This window comes from Tropicibacter sp. S64 (assembly GCF_049803835.1).
GTDB lineage: Bacteria > Pseudomonadota > Alphaproteobacteria > Rhodobacterales > Rhodobacteraceae > Pacificoceanicola.
The window spans coordinates 179,032-198,585 of the sequence record NZ_JBNAGK010000008.1; the positions used below are offsets into that span (position 1 = coordinate 179,032).

The following is a 19,554-nucleotide window of genomic DNA, read 5'->3' on the forward strand; positions in this document are numbered from 1 at the left end:
CCCGCCAACATTCACAGAAATTCAGCCGGTTTAGCGCCAACACTCAACACAACGTTAACGCAATCGCCCTTGCCCAGAATCACCAAATCTGCGATATGCTGAGCCTGCTACGTTACCACGATCGCCTACCCTGTCTCCCTTCAACGGCGACAGAGCTCGATTCTGCTCTGACCTACGCCGGGCCGCTGCACCTCCGCGAGCGGCAACAACAAGGAGACCACGGATATGGCCACTGGCACCGTGAAATGGTTCAACACCACCAAAGGCTACGGCTTCATCGCGCCCGATAACGGCGGCAAGGACATCTTCGTCCACATTTCCGCCGTCGAGCGGTCCGGCCTGACCGGCCTCGCAGACAACCAGAAGGTTCAGTACGAGCTGCAGTCCGGCCGCGACGGCCGTGAGAGCGCGTCGAACCTCGAGCTGCTCTGACTTCTCTGCCGGGCGTTCCCTCGCCCGATGACAGAGGCACAAGGGAAAGCGCCCCGCGAGGGGCGCTTTTCTCGTTTCAGGGGGGCGTTCCCTCCCCCTTGGGGAGGGTCAGGGTGGGGGAGAGGCAGGCGTGGGGAAATCCCGCGCTCAGAACAGCGCCACCACCGGCAGCCACATGCCGATCCCGAACACCGTATGCGCGATCAGCCCCATGATCCGCCCCTTCCACGGGTTGTCGGTCTTCGACAGCGCCCGGCCCAGTCCCATCCCCGGATGCAGCAGGAACCAGCCCGCGGCGATGGTCACCAGCGCGAAGATCCAGAGCGGCAGGAACGCCGGATGCGCCAGCCAGTCGCCACCGGCTAGGACCGCGAAGATCACGCCGTAGACGATGCCCACCGCATAGTGAAACGCCCAGCCGATCCCGACCTCGCCGGGCACCGGCTCCGCTTCGGCGATGCTATCGTGAAACACCGTGCCGCGCGGCAGATGTCCGACCCAGCGCCCGACGTTGCCCCAGTTCGGCAGCCCTTGCCCGGCGACCCGGGCCAGCAGCAGCGCCCAGAGGTCCATTGCCGCTGTCCCGAACAGCCCCATCACGATCCCGACAAAGACCAGTCCCATGTCCCGTTCCCCTTCTTTTGCGGCGCACTCTGACGCGATCCGGGGCGAGACACAACGTCGCGAAACCGGCCTGTTTAACCATTTATTTCGCCAAACCTGGGGACCATGCCCGCGCGGCGCCCGGCCAGAGTCAATCTGTACGAAATTCGGCCCGAATCGTACCAAACCCGGAATTCGCGCCCGAAAGCGCCTCCGGCGGCGGGGTGTAATCTGTACGAAACTCGGCAGGTTTTGTACCAAACCTGCCCCGATCCGGCAGGCGCGCCCGAACGCCGGGCCGGATTCGGCGTAAGAGGCCGGAAATGAACGGACCGCACGGGTCGTTCATCCCTCTTGCACAAATCCCCGCCCCGGCGTCTTCTCTGGCCAAGGAGGACCTCATGTTACGCAACATTCCCGCCATTCTCTCGCCCGATCTTCTGCACACGCTCCGCGCCATGGGACATGGCGACGAGATCGTCATCGGCGACGCGAATTTTCCCGCAGCTTCAATGTGTTCCCGCGTTCACCGCCTGGACGGCATCAGCGCGACGGATGTGCTCGACGCGGTCTTGACGCTGATGCCGCTCGACAGTTTCGTGACCGATCCGGCCCTGACCATGCAGGTGGTCGGCGATCCCGAGGCCGTTCCGGACATTGTCGCGCAATTCCAGGACATTATCGACCGAACCGCCGACAACCCCGCGCCGATTGCAAGCCTCGAACGCTTTGCCTTCTACGATCGAGCCCGCGGCTGCTTTGCCGCGATCCAGACCGGCGAGGGTCGGCTCTACGGCAACATCATCCTGAAAAAGGGTGTGATTCCGCCGAGTTAACGCGCCCATTCGCCCTTGCGGAACACCGGAACCCGGCTCCCGTCGGGTTTCACCCCGTCGATATCCGTCTCGGCCCCGCCGATCATCCAGTCGACGTGGATCAACGAGGCATTGCCGCCCTTCGCCTTCACCTCGTCTTGGGAGAGCGAGGCGCCATCGAGAAAACACTTGGAATAACATTGACCTAGCGCGATATGACAGGCCGCGTTCTCGTCGTAGAGCGTGTTGTAGAACAGCAGGCCCGACTGCGAGATCGGCGAGGAATGCGGCACCAGCGCCACCTCACCCAGCCGCCGCGCGCCCTCGTCGGTGTCCAGGAGTTTCAGCAGAACCTGCTCGCCCTTCGACGCCTTCGCCTCCACGATCCTCCCGCCTTCGAAGCGCACCTCGATGCCGTCGATCAAACTTCCCTGATGGGACAAGGGTTTGGTGGATCGGACCGTGCCTTCCACCCGCGCCGCATGGGGCGTGGTAAAGACCTCTTCGGTCGGCATGTTCGGGTTGCAGACCACCCCGTTCTGCGCCTTCGACGCGCCGCCCATCCACTCGTGATCCTCGGCGAGGCCAACCCGCAGATCGGTCCCCGGCCCGGTGAAGTGCAGCGCATCGAACCGCTGTGCATTCAACCACTTGGTTCGTTCCGCGAGGGCCGCGTTATGCGCTTTCCATTCGGCCACCGGATCCTCCCCGAGCACCCGCGAGGCCGCGAAGATGGCATCGGCCAGCCGTCGCACCGCCTCGTCCTCCGGCAGGTCCGGGAAAATCCTCTTGGCCCAGGAGGCTGTGGGATAGCTGATGATGTTCCAATTGATCCGGAAGTTGGCGATATGGTCGAGCGCCGGCCGGTAGGCGATGGAATTCGCCTTCCCCGCCCGCCCCACCTTCTCCGGGTCTTCCTCGGCCAGCAGCATCGGGTCGTCCCCGACAATCGCCATCCGCGCCGCGCCGCCCGCGAACCCCGCCGCCATGCCTTCCAGCAGCCAGGTCGGCGCTTTGTCGAAACTCTCTTTCTGCGCGTTGCGATACCGCGCCAGCGTCAGTTCCTCGTCGGAGAAGATCGGCGTCACAACCCCCGCCCCGGCCCGGTAGGCCGCGGCTGCGATGCGCCGCACGAGAGGCAGCGCCGCCACCGGCGCGGTCAGGATAAGATCCTGACCTTGCTGCAGATTCAGGCCAACGGAAACGGCCACCTCGGCAAGGCGGTCCAGGGCGCGGGGGTCGATGAGATCCTGTGTCATGGCGGCATGCTGGCAGCCCGCGCGGGAAATGAAAAGGCCCAAAGCATCGGCCCCCAAGCGCCCCGGACCTGGATTCCGTACCGCGCGTCAGGCCTCCGCGTCCGGGGTTTCTCGCGCCAGGTCCTGCAGGATCGGGCAGTCCGGACGGTGATCCCCGGCGCAGGCATGGACCAGTTGATCCAGCGTCGCCCGCATGGATTGCAGCTGGGCGATCTTGTCGTCGATCTGCCGCAGATGCTCTTCGGCCACCGCCTTGACCTGCATGCTCTCCCGGTTCTCGTCCTCGTAGAGCGCCAGCAGGGTCCGGCAGTTTTCGATGGTGAACCCCAACGCCCGCGCCCGCCCGAGAAAGGCCAGCTTGTGCACGTCCTGCTGGCGGAAACTGCGATAGCCGTTCTCGCTGCGCAGCGGGCGCACGAGGTCGATGTCCTCGTAATACCGGATCGTCTTGGGCGGCAACCCGGACAGGCGGGCCACGTCTCCGATGTTCATGGCAATCTCCTTTGCTTCATTCGGCCGGGGTGGCGACAGGGTCGGCATGCGGACCCCTCCGGCCCGCTTGTTCGGGCAGCGCCGGTGCGATCCGCCGCAGACGCAGGGCGTTGGTCAGCACGAAGACCGACGACAGCGCCATGGCCCCGGCCGCCAGCATCGGCGACAGCAGCACGCCCCAGATCGGGTAGAGCGCCCCCGCCGCCACAGGGATCAGCGCGGTGTTGTAGGCGAAGGCCCAGAACAGGTTTTCGCGGATGTTGCGCATCGTGCGGGTGGAGACCTCGAAGGCATTCACCACCCCGCGCAGGTCGCCCGACATCAGCACCACGTCGGCGGATTCGATGGCCACATCGGTGCCCGTGCCAATGGCAATCCCCACATCCGCATGGGCCAGCGCCGGCGCATCGTTGATCCCGTCCCCGACGAAAGCCACGGACTTTCCGTCCGAGCGCAGCGCGTCGAGCGCCGCGACCTTGCCATCCGGCAGGACGCCCGCGACAACGTGGTCGATTCCGGTCTCGCGGGCGATGACCTCGGCGGTGGCCTGCTTGTCGCCGGTGATCATCGCGACGGTCAGCCCCTTGGCACGCAGGGCGGCAATCGCGGCCTTGCTGGCAGGTTTGACCGGATCGGCGACGCCGATGACCGCCGCGACCCGCCCGCCGATGGCGGCATACAGCGCGGTACGGCCCCGGTTGGCGAGATCGGCCTCGCGATCCGCGAGGCTGGACACATTCACGCCTTCCTGAGTCATGTAGCGGTCAGCGCCGATCAGCACGTCGGTCCCGTCCACCTCGGCCCGCACACCATAGCCGGTGACGGAGGTGAACCCGGCAATCGCCGGCAGCACCGCCGCCTCCGCACGGGCCGCACGGACAATAGCTTCCGCCACCGGATGCTCGGACCGGGCCTCGACGGCGGCGATCATCGGCAGGACGGTTGCGCGGTCGAAGCCCGGTGCCAGCTCCAGATCGGTCAGTTCGGGGCGCCCCTCGGTCACGGTGCCGGTCTTGTCGAGCGCGACAACCTGCACGCCGTCCAGCGCCTGAAGCGCATCGCCTTTGCGGAACAACACCCCGAGTTCGGCGGCACGCCCGGTGCCCACCATGATCGAGGTCGGCGTCGCGAGGCCCATGGCGCAGGGACAGGCGATGATCAGCACGGACACCCCGGCCACCAGCGCCATGGTCAGCGCAGGCTGCGGCCCGACGACCAGCCAGACCAGCACCGTCAGCACGGCAAAGCTCATCACCGCGGGGACAAACCACAAGGTGATGCGGTCGACGAGGCCCTGAATCGGCAGCTTGGCCCCCTGCGCCTCTTCGACCATTCGGATGATCTGCGCCAGCGTGGTGTCCTGCCCGACGCGGCTTGCCCGGATCTGCAGGCTGCCGGTTCCGTTGACCGTACCGCCGGTCACGGCGTCGCCCAAAGCCTTCGCGGCGGGGATCGGCTCGCCGGTCAGCATGCTTTCATCGACCCGGCTGGAGCCTTCCGTCACCTCGCCATCGACCGCGATGCGTTCACCCGGACGGACAAGCACGATGTCTCCCTGCACCAGATTTTCGACCGGGACTTCGACGGTCTCGCCGCCCCGCAGCACATGGGCAGTCCTGACCTGCAGGCCGAGCAGCGACTCGATGGCGGCCCCCGTCCGCCCCTTCGCCCGCGCTTCGAGGAACCGGCCGAGCAGGATCAGCACGACGATCACCGCCGCGGCCTCGAAATAGACTGCGCGCAGGTCGTCCGGGAGCAGACCCGGCAGGAAGGTTGCCACGACCGAATAGAGATACGCCGCGCCGGTGCCGACAGCGACGAGACTGTTCATGTCCGGCGCCCCCTTGAGCAGCGCGGGGATACCCTTGCGATAGAACATCTGCCCCGGCCCGATAAGAACGATGGAGGTCAGGATGAACTGCAGCACCCAGCTGGTCTGCTGACCGATTGTGGCATTGATCCAGTGGTGAAAGGCGGGAAAGGCGTGTCCGCCCATCTCCACGACGAACACCGGCAGGGCCAGCGCGGCGGCAAAAGCCATGCGACGCGACAGATCGCGCGCCTCGTTGGCCTTGCGGGTGCTGCGGTCCTCGGTGTCGGCTGGTCCGGACAGCCGCGCGGGATACCCCGCCTGCGTGCTGGCTGACACCAGGTCTGCCGGTGTCACCGCCCCTTCCGCAAAGGCCACGGTGGCGGTCTCCGACGCGAGGTTGACATTGACCTCCAGCACGCCGGGCACCGCCGCCAGTGCCTTGTCGACCCGCCCGACACAGGATGCGCAGGACATGGACTCGATGTTCAGCGTCACGCGCCCGGTCCGCGCCGGATAACCAAGCTCGCGCAGCGCGGCAACCACGGCGTTTGCCCGATCCGGCGAGTCCAGGGTCATCCGTGCACTTTCCGACGCAAGGTTGACGGCAACGTCTTCGACGCCGTCCAGCGCCGACAGGCCACGGTCGACGCGGCCTACGCAGGAGGCGCAGGACATGCCTTCGACGGACAGGGTCAGGGGAATCGGGGCGGACATGGCGGTCTCCTTCGGCTCGGTGTTGACGGGGATATAGGGGTTCCAGTCACTGGAGGGTCAAGGGTTTTGAAAAAGTTTCCCGTGAGCCGGGCCGACCCTTGACCTTCCCCCTGCTGGAACCTCTATCTCGCGGGCAGTCAAGACCCGGAAAGGTGTGACCATGGACTTCAAAGTACCTGACATGAGCTGCGGCCACTGCACGTCGGCCATCGAGAAATCCGTCAAGGCGGCGGACCCGGCGGCGCGGGTGACCTGCGATCTGGGGACGCATACGGTGCACATCGACAGCGCCCTGAGCGCCGACCTGTTGTCCGACGCCATCAGGAGCGCCGGCTACGAAGCAACTGCCGCGTGAGAGCGTAAGGGGGCGTCAGCTTGGCATAGGGGCACGGGCCTGCCGGGCGCGCGGCCGGCCCGTCACCGACTCTTCGGGGACCTGGCCTTCCCGGTGCCGCGTCGCGGCCGGTCAATGCGCCCCGGGTACACGCCCTGGTGACGGTTCAGCGGGCGTCGCCTCCGGGACTGCCTTGCCCTCCAGCGCAGCGAAAGCCGCCGCCTGTTGTCGTGCCGCGCGGTAGCGGGCGAATTGCGTGTCGGCGATGGCCCCCAGCAGAATGACTCCGCCCATGACGGCAAAGTTCAGCGAGGACGGAATACCGAGCAGGTTCACAAGGTTCTGCAGCACCTGCAACAGAACCACCCCCAGAACCACCCCGACGATGGACCCCTCGCCGCCGCGCAGAGAGAAACCACCCAGAACCGCCGCCGCGATGGCATAGAGTTCATAGAAACTGCCATGAGAGGCCGGATGGATGGATCGCGTGTACATGGCGAAGAACACCGCCGACAGCCCGGTCAGCATGGCGCAGATCACATAGGCGGTGATGATGACCCGTGTGGTGTTGATCCCGGAGAACCGCGCCGCCTCCTCGTTCTTGCCCACCGCCAGAAGGTGACGACCAAAGACGGACCGGTGCAGCACGAACCATGACACCACCGCGACAAGGCCGAAGGCAACGATGGAATGCGGCACGCCCGACGTCCGTCCGGAAAAGACCCATTCGAGACTGGGATAATTCGCGCCAAAGGAAAACCCGGCGGTGCCGTCGGCGGTGTAGAACCGCGCGATGCCGCGATAGATCAGCAGGCCGCAGAGCGTGACGACAAAGGGTTGCAGGCGCAGCCGGGTGATCAGAAGCCCATGGAGCACACCGATCACGGCGGCGAGACAAAGCACGATCACCAATGCGATCGGCCAGGGCACACCCTGAACGACCACCATGTCGACGAACAACACGCCCAGCAGCGCAATGACCGATCCGACGGAGAGCTCGATCCCGGCCGTCACGATGACGAAGGCCTCGGCGATGGAGAATAGCCCGAACAAACCGATCAGGTTCGCGGTGTTGGCCAGGTTGATCGGCGACAGGAACCTTGGGTTGATGGCCGCGACCACCGCGGCCACGGCCAGAACGAGAACCGCGAGGCCGATATCCTTCTTCTGCACGTCTTTGTTTCCTTCCGCTGGGATCCTATGAAACCGCCAGGCCGAGAATGGCCTGCTCGCTGAGGGCATCCTGCGGCAGGATGCCGGTCACGCCCCCTTCGCGCATCACCGCCACGCGGTCCGAGACGCCGATCACCTCTTCCATGTCGCTGGAGATCATCAGGATCGCGACCCCCTGCCCGGCCAGCGCGCGCATCAGCGCATAGACCTCGCCCTTGGCGCCCACGTCGATGCCGCGCGTCGGCTCGTCGAGGATGATGACGCGCGGGTTCATCGCAAGCCATTTCGCCAGTACGACCTTCTGCTGGTTGCCGCCGGACAGGGCGCCCACCGCGGTCTGCAGGCTGGCGGTCTTGATCCCCAGCCGTGCGCGGGCGGTGTCCCCCATCGCAGCCTCGGCCCGCCGGTCGACAAGGCCGCGCCTGCTCAGGCCGGCAAGGTTCGGCAGCGAGACATTCTCGACCACGGGGAAATCGAGAATTAGCCCCTCTTCCTTGCGGTTCTCGGGCACCAGACAGACACCGGACGCGATGGCCGCCGCCACGCCGTCGCGAAGCGGCATGCCATCGAGCCGGATCGTTCCGCCAAGTTTCGCGTCGATCCCGAAGACCGTCCGGGCCAGTTCCGAACGACCCGCACCCACCAGTCCCGCCAACCCTAGAATTTCGCCCGACTTGACGGACAGCGAAACCGGCGCATGGGGATAGGCCCGCGTGCGCAGCGCCTCGATCTCCAGAACCGGTCTGCCCGCCGCATGTGTCCGGTGGCCCGCATGGCGTCCGATCCTGCGGCCGACCATCATTTCGACCATCCGGTCGCGGGTGATTTCGGCTTTGTTCAGGGCGCCGGCGTTGTTGCCGTCGCGCAGCACGACAACCCGGTCGCAGACCTGCCGGATCTCGTCCAGTCGATGGGTGATGAACAGGACCGCCACGCCCTGCGCCCGCAGATCGCGCATGACGGCGATCAACCGCTCGGTTTCCGAAAGCGTCAGGCTGGATGTCGGCTCGTCGAGCACCACGAGCCGTGCCCGCATCGAGAGGGCGCGGGCGATCTCCAGCAATTGCTGGTCGGCGAGCGACAGATCGGCGGCGCTGTCGCCGGGTCGGAACCGCGCACCCAGCATGTCGAGGTACGGCTGCACCTCACGCGCCATCGCAGCGCGATCCATCAGCCGAAACAATCCGCGACGCGGCTCGCGGCCCAACAGGATGTTCCCGGCCACGTCGAGGTTGGAAAAGGTGTTCAGTTCCTGATGCACCAGCGCGATGCCGGACGCCTGCGCCGCGCGCGGTGTCAGCCCGTCGTGCGCCTCTCCGTCGACCGTGATCCGCCCGCCATCCGGACGGACCGTGCCGCCGAGCACCTTCATGAGGGTCGACTTGCCCGCGCCGTTCTCGCCGATCAGCCCGACGATCTCGCCGCCGGTGACCTCAAGCGAAACACCGTTCAGCGCCACGGCGCCGGGATAGACCTTGGTGATGCCGGACAAGGCCAGGGTGATGGGCTGCGCCATATGTATTCCTTTGCCGGTCGGACTGCGGACCCAAGATGAGGAGGTCAGGCCCGCAGTCCTTGCAAGCGGGAGGTAACCGCTTGTCGGTCAGCCGTTGATCCGTGCCTTCAGTTCCGCCTCGAAGGTATCGACATTGTCCTTGTCGATCTTCTTTGTCGGCACGATGATCAGGCCGTTTTCGGGAACACCGCTCATGTCACCCTCCAGGTAATCGGCCATCAGGTGCATGCCCTGGTAGCCCCACTGGTAGGGATCCTGCACGACGGTCCCGGCAAAGGAGCCTTCGCGCACCGCGCCCAGCGTCACCGGATCCTCGTCGAAGGCGATGACCGTGATCGCGCCCAGCTTGCCATTGGCCTGCAGAGATTCGTAGATCTTGGGCGGGTTGTAGCTGTAGAAGCCGACCATGCAGGTGATATCCGGATCGGCGGCCAGAACGTCGTCGACATTCGAGCGGGCGCGGGCAAAGTCCACGTCGTCGCCGCGCACGTCGACCAGTTCGATCCCCGAGCCTTCAACCGCCTGGCGGAAGCCCGCGATGCGTTCCACCGCGTTGTCCGCGCCGAGGAAGCCGACGAAGCCCATGCACTTGCCGCCGTCCGGCATGGCCGCCACGGCGATCTCCCCCGCCTGCACCCCGGCATCGGTGTTGGACGAGCCGAGATAGGCGATGCGGTCGCTGTCCGGCGCATCGGAATCCGTGGTGAACAGCGGCACCTGCGCGGCGACGCGGTTGAACGCGTCGATCGAGGTCTTCGGGTCCACCGACGAGATCATGATGGCGTCGGTGCCGGCGGCCACGAGGTCATCCATCAGCGCGTTCTGCAACGCCGCCGTGCCCTGCGCCGGGTAGCGGAACTGCAACTCGTAACCCGGCAACTCGGCCTGCGCGGCCTTCACGCCCGCCTCGGCGAGTTTCCAGAAGTCCGACGCGGCATTCACCACGAAGGCCAGTTTCGGTTTTTCCTGCGCGACCGCTCCGGTCGCAATCAGGGAGGCCGTCGCGACGGCCAGGGTCAGTGCTTTGTTCATCGTTCCTCCCAGATCTTTCAATGGTGGCCCGCCTCTGCGGGCGTCAGGCACAGGTCGCCTGTCCTCCGCATGGACTGCGGCAGGCGGTCGACCGGCATGTCGGGTCACGTGCGGCCCGCGAACGCGCGCGGGCCGCATTGGCGGGTCAGTTATCCTTGCAGAAGCCCGGATCGTCCTGGTTGCAGACGTCCAGCCCGGTGAACAGCGGGTCCTCGACCGTTTCCCCGTTGATCAGCTGGATCATCACGTCCGGCGACCTGAGGCCCATCTCGAACGGCCGCTGGCCGACCTGCGCATGGCTGCGACCCTCCCGGAACGCCTTGGTCTGCGGCGGCAGGGTGTCACCGGCAATGATGATCAGCTCTTTCGACTTCAGCTTGTCCATCACCTGATCCGTCACCTGCGTGTACGCCTGCGGCGCGAACTGCGCCCAGCCGCCAATCAGGATGAAGGCATCAAGGTCGGGATTGGCGATGAAGACATCCGACATCTGCTGGTTCGCGAGATCGGCCTGGTCGTTGGTGAAGACCGGGCAGCCCTCGATCTCGGTCCAGCCGTTCTGGCCACTGAGCCGGTCGATGCCCTTCTCGCCGCCCGCCGTGTCGCGGAAGCCCTGCGCCCGGGCGTTGATGTTGTCCGCTGCCACGTTGCCCAGCTGCAGACAGACCGAACCGCCCTCGGCCTTCAGCTTCATGGCCTCCTCGGCCATCTTGACGCCCATCAGGTAGTTGTCGGTGCCGAGATAGGTGGCCCGGATGTCGCGGTCCTGTTCGAGGAAGTCCGCATCGACCGTCATCACCGGCACGCTGGGCGCGATGGCACGCACGCGGTTCGCCATCGCCGGAGCGTTCGATGGCGAGATGGCGATGGCCGCCACGCCGCGCGTCAGCAGGTCATCGACAATCTGCACCTCGCCCGCCTCGTCCGCCGAAGACGCCGGACCGGTATACAGGCACTCGTACTCGCTGTCGGGGTTGTTCTTTGCCCACTCCTGACAGCCCAGGTTGATCTGTTCGAAGAAGGGATTGTCGAGCCCCTTGACCACGATGGCAAGCGTCTTCTTGTCCTGCGCCTGCGCCATGCTGGCCAGCCCGGCCACCATGGCCGCCGTCGCCAGAAGTCCCAATTTCCTGTTCACTGTGCAGTCCTCCCATTGGATGTGAACGTGTCGTCCGGCCCGGTCAGCCCGGGTACCAGACCTTCCTTGGCTCATTGGCGGGGCGTTCATGGCGCCACGCTCGTTCGATCAAGTCCTCCAGCCCCACGGTCGGGGACCAGCCCAGGCGCTGACGCGCATGGGCGTTGTCCAGCAAATTGCCGATCATGTCCGTGGGCACCCGGATCGCCTCCAGGCCGCGTGTGCGGTGCAGGTAGGCGGCCATGGCGCCGTAACAGACCGGCTGTGTCATCGCGATGTTGAACAGCTGCCGCTCGGCCGCCGGATTGTCGATCGCGGCGAGAATCGCGGCGACGAGATCGTCGACATGCACGAAGTTGCGTTTCAACGGCTGGCCGTCGCGGTCGAGCACGAGCGGCACCAGGTTCTCCGCCTGCGCCCGGGCGATTTGCTCGGGGTCGAGATACTGCGCCCAATCCGGCCCGCCGAACTGTTCCGGCCCAAAGGTCATGGCGAAACGGAAGTCGTCCTTTTCCATGATCCATGGCGCCCGCAGGATACAGCCGTTCAGCCCGTATTGGTGCTGGTAGGTCTCCAGCATCACCTCTTCGATCACCTTCGTCAGCGCGTAGACGCCGGGATAGGCCTTGCGCGGGGCGGCCTCGGTCACCGGCCCGTCAAACGGTTGGAAGGCGTGGCCGACCGCGCAATCGCCGCCGATCAGGACGACCTGCCGCACGGTATCCGACAGGCGCGCCGCTTCCAGAAGGTGAAACATGCCGCGAATCGCCACGTCGATGAAAAGATCGGGCGATTCCTTGACGGCGGCCATGTGCACGACATGGGTGACACCGGCCATGGCCCGGCCCAGCACGCCGGGGTCGGCCAGCGATCCCCGCACGACCGTGACCCGATCCGTTTCCGGGATGACGCGGTTGTTGCACAGCGCCGTGACACTGGCCCCGGCGAGCCGCGGCTCCGCCAGCAAAGCGGGCAGCAGGCTGGCGCCCACCTTTCCCGTTACGCCTGTCAGCAGAAACCGCATCGCCTACCCTGACTGCATCATGTTGCACTTGGGCCAATAATAGGCATTACTAATATTATCACGTCAAGGTGCTAATCCTATAAGCAACATCCTGGCGCCATGGCGTCAGCACCAAGGACCGGAAAAATCCGGCGAGGGAGGAGAACGATGTCTCGGTTGAAACTGACCGGAATATCCCGACATTTCGGAGCGATACGGGCTCTGGACGACATATCGCTGGAGATCCGGCCCGGTGAGGTCATGGGCCTGATGGGCGACAACGGCGCGGGCAAGTCGACGCTGGTAAAGATCATCGCCGGCAACTTTCGCCCCACCTCGGGAGAGATTCGGCTGGACGACCAGGTGGTCGATTTCGGCAAACCTCTCGATGCCCGGCGGGTGGGAATCGAAGTTGTCTACCAGGATCTCGCGCTCTGCGATCACCTGACGGCGGCCTCCAACGTCTTTCTCGGCCGCGAACCGACGCGCCGGATGGGGCCGCTGAAGGTCATCAACTACGGCGAGATGAACCGCGTCGCCGCCACGCTGTTCGAGCGCCTGAAGTCCGAGACGCGCCCGCGCGACCTGGTGCGGCGCATGTCAGGTGGCCAGCGTCAGGCCGTGGCGATCGCCCGCACGCTGTTGTCGCATCCGCGCATCGTGCTGCTGGACGAGCCGACCGCCGCAATCTCCGTCCGGCAGGTTGCCGAAGTCCTCGACCTGATTCGCCAGTTGCGCGACCAGGGCATCAGCGTGATCCTGATCAGCCACCGGATGCCCGACGTCTTTGCCGTGTCCGACAGCATTGCCGTCTTGCGGCGCGGCTCGCTTGTTGCCAGCAAGCCCGCGAGCCAGAGTTCCCCCGAAGAAGTGACCGGCCTGATCACCGGCGCCATCGAATACGCCTGAGGAGACCACGATGTCGTCATTGCAACAGGCCATCGGCCAGTCCCAGCACCGCAGCACCCTGTCGCGCCTGCGCAGTCACCAGGTCTTCTGGGTCTTCGTCGCTGCCGTGATCGCTTGCGTCGCCCTGTCCCTGTCCACCGACGCCTTCGCCACCGAGCGCAACCTGTTCAACGTCACCCGCAACTTTGCCTTCGTCGGGATCATCGCCATCGGCATGACCACCGTCATTGCCTCCGGCGGGATCGACCTGTCGGTCGGGTCGGTCGTGGTGCTCTCGGCGATGGTGATCTCCGTCCTGATGGAGGGCGGAAGCCCGTTCTGGATCGCCGCTCCGGCGGCCCTGCTGGTGGCCATGGCCGTGGGTGCGCTGAACGGCGTGCTGATCGCCTACGCCGGGATGCCGCCCTTCGTCATCACGCTGGGCATGCTGTCGGCGGCCCGGTCTGCAGCCATGGTCCTGTCCAACAACAAGATGATCTACAACTTCGGGCCGGATCACGATCTGCTGCTATGGGTCGGGGGCGGCTCAACGCTGGGTCTGCCACATCCTCTCTACATGCTGATCGCGCTGGCCGGGCTGATGGCGTTCGTCTACCGCTGGACGCGCTGGGGGCAATACGTGTTTGCCATCGGCTCGAACGAGCAGGCCGCGACGCTGACCGGCATCGCCGTGAAGCCGATCAAGGTCTCGATCTACATGTTCTCTTCGCTGACCGCCGGGGTCGCCGGGATCCTGATGGCCGGATGGCTGGGCAGCGTGACGACCAACCTGGGCAACGCCATGGAACTGACCGTGATCGCGGCGGCGGTGATCGGCGGGGCCAACCTGAACGGGGGCGAAGGCTCGCCGTTGGGCGCGGTTGTCGGAGCCCTTCTGATCGAGGTGATTCGGAATTCCCTGATCCTGCTTGGCATCTCGACCTTCTGGCAGGGCATGTTCATCGGCACCTTCATCGTGGTCGCCGTTTCGTTTGACCGGATCAGACACATGCAAAGATAGGCATAAGGGTGGCATTCCCTGCCGGTTTTCGACTAAGGCAGGGACAAGTCGAAAAAGGAGTGTCCCTTGCGACCGACCATGATGGATGTCGCCGCGCGGGCCGGCGTATCGCAAGCCACGGTATCCCTGGTGCTGAACGGCAGCGCCGGGGCGAGGCTGAGCGATGCAACACGCGAAAAGGTGCGGCTCGCTGCCGAGGAACTGGGATACACGCTGGTGCGGCGCGGCCAGAAGGAAACCGCGGTCCCGGCCACCGCAAGCCTGATCGAGTTCGTCGCGGACGAGGTCGCCACCGACCCGTGGACACCGCTGATCTTCGAAGGGGCGCGGGCCAAGGCGCTGGAATACGGCATCAACGTCTCGATGTCCGTCATGCGCGGCCAGGGCGACCGCGAGAACCCGGTGCTCGAACAACTGACCGGCCGTCCCATGCTGGGGTTGATCTACGCCACGATGCTGACCCGCCAGGTCAAGCCGCCCGCTGCGTTCTACGACCTGCCAACCGTCCTCGTGAACTGCTACGACGCACGCCACAAGCTGCCCTCGGTTCTTCCCGGAGAACTGGTTGCTGGCCGCGCCGCCACGGCGCACCTGATCGAACGGGGATGTCGCCGCGTGGCGATCATCACCGGCCAGGACGGCATCGACGCCACCCGGGACCGCCTGCGCGGCTACCGCCAGGCGCTGTCCACCGCCGACATCGCCTTCGATCCGGCGCTGGTTTTTCCCGGCAACTGGGAGCCCTCGGCGGGCTACGACGGCGCGCGGCACCTGATGGCCCTGGATGACCCGCCGGACGGGATATTCTGCTGCAACGACATGATGGCGCTCGGCTGCTACGACGCCCTCAAGGAGCTGGGCCTGCGCATCCCCGACGACATCTCCGTGGTGGGCTTCGACGATCGCGAAATCGCCCAGTTCATGCGACCACCGCTGACGACGCTGGTGCTGCCGCATTTCGAACTGGGCGCCATGGCGGCGGAGATGCTGATAGACATGGCCGGCGGCCTGACCCCCGGTCATCACCAGATCAAGGCGGAATGCCCGTTGGTTGTCCGTGGATCGGTCCGGCCGGCTGGTTGAACGCACGCCTCCCGGCCCGGGTGGCCGGGGGCACCGCGCGCCGGGACCTGAACCCCTCTCCGCCATCGCCCTTCCCCGCGTTATCCGTGCCAGTGCATACTGGAATTTTCCACCTTTGAATTAAGGGGAAGACCCATGCAGGGCTCCGATGATGTGACCGCCCCCCCACGGCATCGATGTGCCAAGGTGGGTCTGCGATGATCCACAAAGGAGGACGGTCAATTACGACAAACGCCGATACAAGCGGCGCAATCAAATCGAGATCATGTTCAGAAGACTCAAGGACCTCAGGCGCGTGGCCACCCGATATGAGTGGTGCCCGCAAGTCTTCCTTTCGGCCATCGCCCTCGACGCCCTCGTCATCTACTGGTTATGCATCCTGACCCGAGATGTTTGGCCCCAGCATGTGACGGACTACTGATCTGTGACCATCACAAGGATGCTGTATGGGACAAATTTTTTGCGGGAGCGCCAAGACCATGCACGCCGCCCGGGCTCTCATACAGCGATCGAAAACTTCGAACGCGGCGCTGAGCCGGGAACTGGGCATCAACGTCAAGACAGTCGCCAAGTCGCGCAAGCGCTACAGCGTTCAAGACGCTGCGATGGGACCGAAGCTCAAAGTTTGCCTATGTCGTGCTGGATGAGAAGGCGGGCAAGAAGATTGCAGCCCAGTTCCTGCGCAATCTCATCGCGGCAGTGACCTACAATATCCACACGGTTCTCACCGAAAACGGCATCCAGTTCACCAATCGCAAGCAGGACGTATCGGCGTTGGAGCATATCTTTGACCGCGTCTGCCGCGCGATTGAAATCGACCACCGCCTGACAAGGGTGAACCACCTATGGACGAAAAGCCAGGTTGAGCGCATGAACCGGACAACCAAAGAGGCGGCGGTCAAGCGCGACCGCAACGACACGCATTCTTAGCTTGAAACGCACGTCACAGACTGCATTTCAACTTACAATTACGCACGTCGATTGAAACCGCTGCAAGGCCTCACGTCGTCCGAATACATCTGCAAGATCTGGACTTCAGAGTCGGAACGATTCAATGCCGATCCAACCCACCTCACGCTGCGACTGAACCACCAATTGGCGGTCAGGATAACAATTACCCACCCGGCCAAAACTCATCCGCACTTCGAATGTCCACACGAGGCGCAGGTCATGCAGCCTTCCTGCATGTGCATGTCGTATTGGCCGCAGGAGGGGCAGGCTTTGCCGCGGGGGGTGTCAAGGGAGACGACGCTGGCTTTCGGGTCGGACTTGAGGCCCATCCCTTCGCTTTCGACGAAGCCCGTCGCGACCAGATGCTGTTCGATCACGCCGCCGATGGCCGCGAGGATCGACGGGATGTATTTGCCCTTGACCCAGGCCCCGCCGCGCGGGTCGAAGACGGCCTTGAGTTCCTCGACGACAAAGGACACATCCCCGCCACGGCGGAAGACGGCGGAGATCATCCGGGTCAGGGCCAGCGTCCAGGCGTAATGCTCCATGTTCTTGGAGTTGATGAAAACCTCGAAGGGGCGGCGGTGGCCGGCGACGACAATATCGTTGATCGTCAGGTAGATCGCGTGCTCCGAATCCGGCCACTTGAGCTTGTAGGTGTTGCCTTCGAGATGCTCCGGACGGTCCAGCGGCTCGGCCATGTAGATGACATCGCCATGCGGGGTCTGGGGCTCGTCGTCGGTAGTCGCGAGGACTTCGGGGGCCGAAACTCCAGCTCCCACGATTTCGTTTAACGGAACACGCAAGACCTCCGCGATCTTGGCAAGGCGGTCGAGGGTAGGCTCCTTCCCGTCCTTGATGATCCCGTGCAGGTAACCGTGGCTGAGGCCCGCATCGAGCGAAACCTGGCGCATGGTCGTTCCGCGAGCTTCGATCAAGGAGACAAGGGATTTCCGGAAGTCGCCAGAGGCAGGCTTCTTGTCCTCGGAAACGCTCAGAACCGACCCCGTCACATCGTTCGGGCGGTAGGTCGTGCAGCCCTTGCAGCCGCTCTCGTAGGCCGCGAGATAGACTTCCTTGAAGTCCTCGAAGGAGATGTCCTCCGGACAGTTGATCGTCTTGGAAATAGACGAGTCGATCCATTTCTGCGCGGCGGCCTGCATGCGAACGTGCGCCAGCGGCTCCAGGGTCTGGGCATTCACGAAGTAGTCCGGCAGCGCCGCTTCCTCGCCGTGGATGTCGCGGTAGAGCTGCACCGCGTAGTCGACGACCTCTTCCTCGGTGCGGGTGCCGTCCTTCTGGAGAACCTTGCGGGTGTAGCTGTACGCAAACACCGGCTCGATGCCGGAGGAGACGTTCCCGGCGTAGAGGGAAATGGTGCCGGTCGGTGCGATGGAGGTGACGAGGGCGTTGCGGATGCCATGGGTGCGGATGGCCTCGCGGACATCGTCATCCATCTGCATCATGTTGCCGGAGGCGAGATACTTCTCCGCGTCGAAGAGCGGGAAGGCGCCCTTTTCCTTGGCCAGTTCGACGGAGGCGAGGTAGGACGCCCGGGCGATACGCTTGAGCCAGTCCTCGGTCTGGGCGGCGGCTTCGGGCGTGCCGTACTTCAGACCCTTCATCAGGAGCGCATCCGCAAGGCCGGTCACGCCAAGGCCGATGCGGCGCTTGTTCTGGGCTTCCAGACGCTGCGCTTCCAAGGGAAACTTCGACGCATCCACGACGTTGTCCATCATGCGGATCGCGGTGGCGACCAACTCGTCGAGATGCGTGTCCTCGATATGCGCCGCCTCGGTGAATGGCATGGACACCAGACGCGCCATGTTGATCGAGCCAAGCAGGCAGGCGCCGTAGGGCGGCAGGGGCTGCTCACCGCAGGGGTTCGTCGCCGCGATGGTCTCGATGTAATTGAGATTGTTCGCCTTGTTGATGCGGTCGATGAAGATCACGCCGGGCTCGGCGTAGTCGTAGGTCGCCTGCATGATGGTGTTCCAGAGCTTGCGCGCCTCGACGGTCTTGTAGACCACGCCGTCGAACTGGAGATCCCAGGACTTGTCCGCCTTCACCGCTTCCATGAAGGGATCGGTGATCAGAACGGAGAGGTTGAACATGCGCAGGCGGGCGGAGTCGGACTTCGCCGCGATGAACTGCTCCACGTCCGGGTGATCGCAGCGCATCGTCGCCATCATCGCGCCGCGGCGCGAGCCGGCAGACATGATGGTGCGGCACATGGCGTCCCAGACGTCCATGAAGGACAGCGGGCCGGAGGCGTCGGCGGCAACGCCCTGCACCGGGGCCCCCTTGGGCCGGATCGTGGAGAAGTCATAGCCGATGCCGCCGCCCTGCTGCATGGTCAGCGCGGCCTCTTTCAGCATGTCGAAGATGCCACCCATGCTGTCCGGGATCGTCCCCATGACGAAGCAGTTGAACAGGGTCACGGAGCGATTGGTGCCCGCGCCCGCGGTGATGCGCCCGGCGGGGAGGTACTTGAAGTCCTCAAGGGCGCGGTAGAATTTCTCCTCGTAGCCCTTCTTGTCCTTTTCGACCGAGGCCAGCGCCCGCGCGATTCGCCGCCAGCTGTCCTCGACGGTGGTGTCGATTGGGGTGCCATCCGCCTCCTTGAGCCGGTATTTCATATCCCAGATCTGTTCGGCGATGGGGGCGGCAAAGCGGGTCATGGTGGGCGAATCCTTGGTCTGTCCAGACGGGCACCATAGAGAAGGTACCAACGGCATTGAAGGCGCAATTGCGCAACAGCTTGAAGACGAGACTCAAAGCTATACCATATGTCGCGTGGATTGGGGAAGAATCTGTGGATAAATTCGTACACCTCGTAAAGCTCAGCGTCGGCACAGAAAGTGTCGAGGATCTTGCCGCCTGGCAGGACGGTCACCGCACGCGCTTTGCCGACGGGCTGCCCCGGCATGTGACACGCATGTGGCCGAAGCGCGGGGCGGAAGTGCTGAACGGCGGGTCGATCTACTGGGTGATCAAGGGGCTGATCCAGTGTCGGCAGAAGGTGCTGCGGCTCGACCGGGTGACGGGAGAAGACGGGGTGGAACGCTGCGCCATCGCTCTGGAACCGACCCTGATCCGCACGGCCACCGCGCCGAAACGGCCGTTCCAGGGCTGGCGCTACCTGAACCCCTCGGATGCGCCGGTGGACCTTGGCAAGGCGCGGCAGGCGGAAGAGCCTTTGCCCCCGGAGCTGGCCGGGGCGCTGGCAGAGATCGGCGTGCTCTGACCGGCAGGCCCCGGGACAATCCCGGGGCTGCGCTGCGCGT

Annotated in this window: 17 protein-coding genes and 2 pseudogenes; 9 read left to right on the top strand and 10 right to left on the bottom strand. The window is 64.8% G+C overall.

All coding sequences use genetic code 11. The features are described 5' to 3' along the window. The first annotated feature begins 225 nt into the window (after nt 1-225). Entirely contained in the window at nt 226-432 is a 207-nt protein-coding gene (locus tag ACP159_RS14300; RefSeq protein ID WP_425100411.1) for a cold-shock protein, read from the top strand. 147 nt (nt 433-579) lie between these two features. Here the strand turns inward: ACP159_RS14300 and ACP159_RS14305 are convergent, their stop codons facing one another. Further along, nucleotides 580-1,056, bottom strand: coding sequence for a DUF2938 domain-containing protein (locus ACP159_RS14305; RefSeq protein WP_425100412.1), 477 nt, complete (start codon nt 1,054-1,056; stop codon nt 580-582). A 380-nt stretch (nt 1,057-1,436) separates the two neighbouring features. On the opposite strand from ACP159_RS14305, the gene ACP159_RS14310 reads away from it, so the two are divergent. Next, nucleotides 1,437-1,871: an RbsD/FucU family protein gene (locus ACP159_RS14310; RefSeq protein ID WP_425100413.1), complete on the top strand. Its 435-nt coding sequence runs from the start codon at nt 1,437-1,439 to the stop codon at nt 1,869-1,871. Here ACP159_RS14310 and ACP159_RS14315 read toward each other — a convergent pair. The 3 genes from ACP159_RS14315 to ACP159_RS14325 all read right to left on the bottom strand — a co-directional run bounded on the left by ACP159_RS14315 (nt 1,868) and on the right by ACP159_RS14325 (nt 6,128). Further along, complete coding sequence (locus ACP159_RS14315) at nt 1,868-3,109, bottom strand: aminopeptidase (protein ID WP_425100414.1); 1,242 nt, start codon at nt 3,107-3,109, stop codon at nt 1,868-1,870. The two genes, ACP159_RS14310 and ACP159_RS14315, sit on opposite strands and share 4 nt — an antisense overlap. An 87-nt stretch (nt 3,110-3,196) precedes the next feature. Next, nucleotides 3,197-3,601 (bottom strand): Cu(I)-responsive transcriptional regulator, encoded by a 405-nt coding sequence (gene cueR, locus ACP159_RS14320; protein WP_425100415.1) that lies wholly within the window; start codon nt 3,599-3,601, stop codon nt 3,197-3,199. Nucleotides 3,602-3,617: 16 nt separating this feature from the next. Next, nucleotides 3,618-6,128 carry a heavy metal translocating P-type ATPase gene (locus tag ACP159_RS14325; protein ID WP_425100416.1) on the bottom strand — a complete coding sequence of 837 codons (2,511 nt, stop codon included), beginning with the start codon at nt 6,126-6,128 and terminating at the stop codon, nt 3,618-3,620. A gap of 160 nt (nt 6,129-6,288) precedes the next feature. Between ACP159_RS14325 and ACP159_RS14330 the strand changes: the two genes are divergently transcribed. Further along, entirely contained in the window at nt 6,289-6,483 is a 195-nt protein-coding gene (locus ACP159_RS14330; protein WP_425100417.1) for a heavy-metal-associated domain-containing protein, read from the top strand. A 111-nt stretch (nt 6,484-6,594) separates the two neighbouring features. On the opposite strand, the gene ACP159_RS14335 is transcribed toward ACP159_RS14330, so the two are convergent. The 5 genes from ACP159_RS14335 to ACP159_RS14355 form a co-directional block, all read right to left on the bottom strand. Next, nucleotides 6,595-7,635, bottom strand: a complete 1,041-nt coding sequence (locus ACP159_RS14335) for an ABC transporter permease (RefSeq protein ID WP_425100418.1) — start codon at nt 7,633-7,635, stop codon at nt 6,595-6,597. Between the two features lie 25 nt (nt 7,636-7,660). Then, nucleotides 7,661-9,151 (bottom strand): sugar ABC transporter ATP-binding protein, encoded by a 1,491-nt coding sequence (locus ACP159_RS14340; RefSeq protein ID WP_425100419.1) that lies wholly within the window; start codon nt 9,149-9,151, stop codon nt 7,661-7,663. 87 nt (nt 9,152-9,238) lie between these two features. Continuing rightward, the gene (locus ACP159_RS14345; protein WP_425100420.1) at nt 9,239-10,183 is read right to left on the bottom strand and encodes a sugar-binding protein; all 945 of its coding nucleotides are present in this window, start codon (nt 10,181-10,183) and stop codon (nt 9,239-9,241) included. Nucleotides 10,184-10,328: 145 nt separating this feature from the next. Continuing rightward, nucleotides 10,329-11,321 carry a substrate-binding domain-containing protein gene (locus ACP159_RS14350; RefSeq protein ID WP_425100421.1) on the bottom strand — a complete coding sequence of 331 codons (993 nt, stop codon included), beginning with the start codon at nt 11,319-11,321 and terminating at the stop codon, nt 10,329-10,331. Nucleotides 11,322-11,364: 43 nt separating this feature from the next. Then, on the bottom strand, nt 11,365-12,345 hold the full coding sequence (locus ACP159_RS14355; RefSeq protein ID WP_425100422.1) for an NAD-dependent epimerase/dehydratase family protein: 981 nt from the start codon (nt 12,343-12,345) through the stop codon (nt 11,365-11,367). 147 nt (nt 12,346-12,492) lie between these two features. On the opposite strand from ACP159_RS14355, the gene ACP159_RS14360 reads away from it, so the two are divergent. From ACP159_RS14360 to ACP159_RS14380, 5 genes and pseudogenes are all read left to right on the top strand, one after another. Beyond that, complete coding sequence (locus ACP159_RS14360; protein WP_425100423.1) at nt 12,493-13,233, top strand: ATP-binding cassette domain-containing protein; 741 nt, start codon at nt 12,493-12,495, stop codon at nt 13,231-13,233. Nucleotides 13,234-13,243: 10 nt separating this feature from the next. Continuing rightward, nucleotides 13,244-14,233 (top strand): ABC transporter permease, encoded by a 990-nt coding sequence (locus ACP159_RS14365; RefSeq protein ID WP_425100424.1) that lies wholly within the window; start codon nt 13,244-13,246, stop codon nt 14,231-14,233. Between the two features lie 66 nt (nt 14,234-14,299). After that, on the top strand, nt 14,300-15,316 hold the full coding sequence (locus ACP159_RS14370; RefSeq protein ID WP_425100425.1) for a LacI family DNA-binding transcriptional regulator: 1,017 nt from the start codon (nt 14,300-14,302) through the stop codon (nt 15,314-15,316). A 217-nt stretch (nt 15,317-15,533) separates the two neighbouring features. After that, nucleotides 15,534-15,737, top strand: a pseudogene (locus tag ACP159_RS14375) (hypothetical protein); the annotation flags it as partial. Nucleotides 15,738-15,925: 188 nt separating this feature from the next. Further along, nucleotides 15,926-16,405: pseudogene (locus ACP159_RS14380) on the top strand (IS481 family transposase); the annotation flags it as partial. 44 nt (nt 16,406-16,449) lie between these two features. On the opposite strand, the gene ACP159_RS14385 reads toward ACP159_RS14380, so the two are convergent. Continuing rightward, a complete protein-coding gene (locus tag ACP159_RS14385) occupies nt 16,450-18,948 on the bottom strand; it encodes an adenosylcobalamin-dependent ribonucleoside-diphosphate reductase (protein WP_425100426.1) in 2,499 nt (832 codons plus the stop codon). Between the two features lie 134 nt (nt 18,949-19,082). On the opposite strand from ACP159_RS14385, the gene ACP159_RS14390 reads away from it, so the two are divergent. Beyond that, nucleotides 19,083-19,514, top strand: a complete 432-nt coding sequence (locus ACP159_RS14390) for a DUF1489 family protein (RefSeq protein WP_425100427.1) — start codon at nt 19,083-19,085, stop codon at nt 19,512-19,514. Nucleotides 19,515-19,554 lie beyond the last annotated feature (40 nt).

What these genes read in the sequence shown, in the direction of transcription:
- ACP159_RS14300 (WP_425100411.1), top strand. Translation starts at nt 226, where the DNA reads ATGGCCACTGGCACCGTGAAATGGTTCAACACCACCAAAGGCTACGGC.
- ACP159_RS14305 (WP_425100412.1), bottom strand. Translation starts at nt 1,056, where the DNA reads ATGGGACTGGTCTTTGTCGGGATCGTGATGGGGCTGTTCGGGACAGCG.
- ACP159_RS14310 (WP_425100413.1), top strand. Translation starts at nt 1,437, where the DNA reads ATGTTACGCAACATTCCCGCCATTCTCTCGCCCGATCTTCTGCACACG.
- ACP159_RS14315 (WP_425100414.1), bottom strand. Translation starts at nt 3,109, where the DNA reads ATGACACAGGATCTCATCGACCCCCGCGCCCTGGACCGCCTTGCCGAG.
- cueR (WP_425100415.1), bottom strand. Translation starts at nt 3,601, where the DNA reads ATGAACATCGGAGACGTGGCCCGCCTGTCCGGGTTGCCGCCCAAGACG.
- ACP159_RS14325 (WP_425100416.1), bottom strand. Translation starts at nt 6,128, where the DNA reads ATGTCCGCCCCGATTCCCCTGACCCTGTCCGTCGAAGGCATGTCCTGC.
- ACP159_RS14330 (WP_425100417.1), top strand. Translation starts at nt 6,289, where the DNA reads ATGGACTTCAAAGTACCTGACATGAGCTGCGGCCACTGCACGTCGGCC.
- ACP159_RS14340 (WP_425100419.1), bottom strand. Translation starts at nt 9,151, where the DNA reads ATGGCGCAGCCCATCACCCTGGCCTTGTCCGGCATCACCAAGGTCTAT.
- ACP159_RS14345 (WP_425100420.1), bottom strand. Translation starts at nt 10,183, where the DNA reads ATGAACAAAGCACTGACCCTGGCCGTCGCGACGGCCTCCCTGATTGCG.
- ACP159_RS14355 (WP_425100422.1), bottom strand. Translation starts at nt 12,345, where the DNA reads ATGCGGTTTCTGCTGACAGGCGTAACGGGAAAGGTGGGCGCCAGCCTG.
- ACP159_RS14360 (WP_425100423.1), top strand. Translation starts at nt 12,493, where the DNA reads ATGTCTCGGTTGAAACTGACCGGAATATCCCGACATTTCGGAGCGATA.
- ACP159_RS14365 (WP_425100424.1), top strand. Translation starts at nt 13,244, where the DNA reads ATGTCGTCATTGCAACAGGCCATCGGCCAGTCCCAGCACCGCAGCACC.
- ACP159_RS14385 (WP_425100426.1), bottom strand. Translation starts at nt 18,948, where the DNA reads ATGACCCGCTTTGCCGCCCCCATCGCCGAACAGATCTGGGATATGAAA.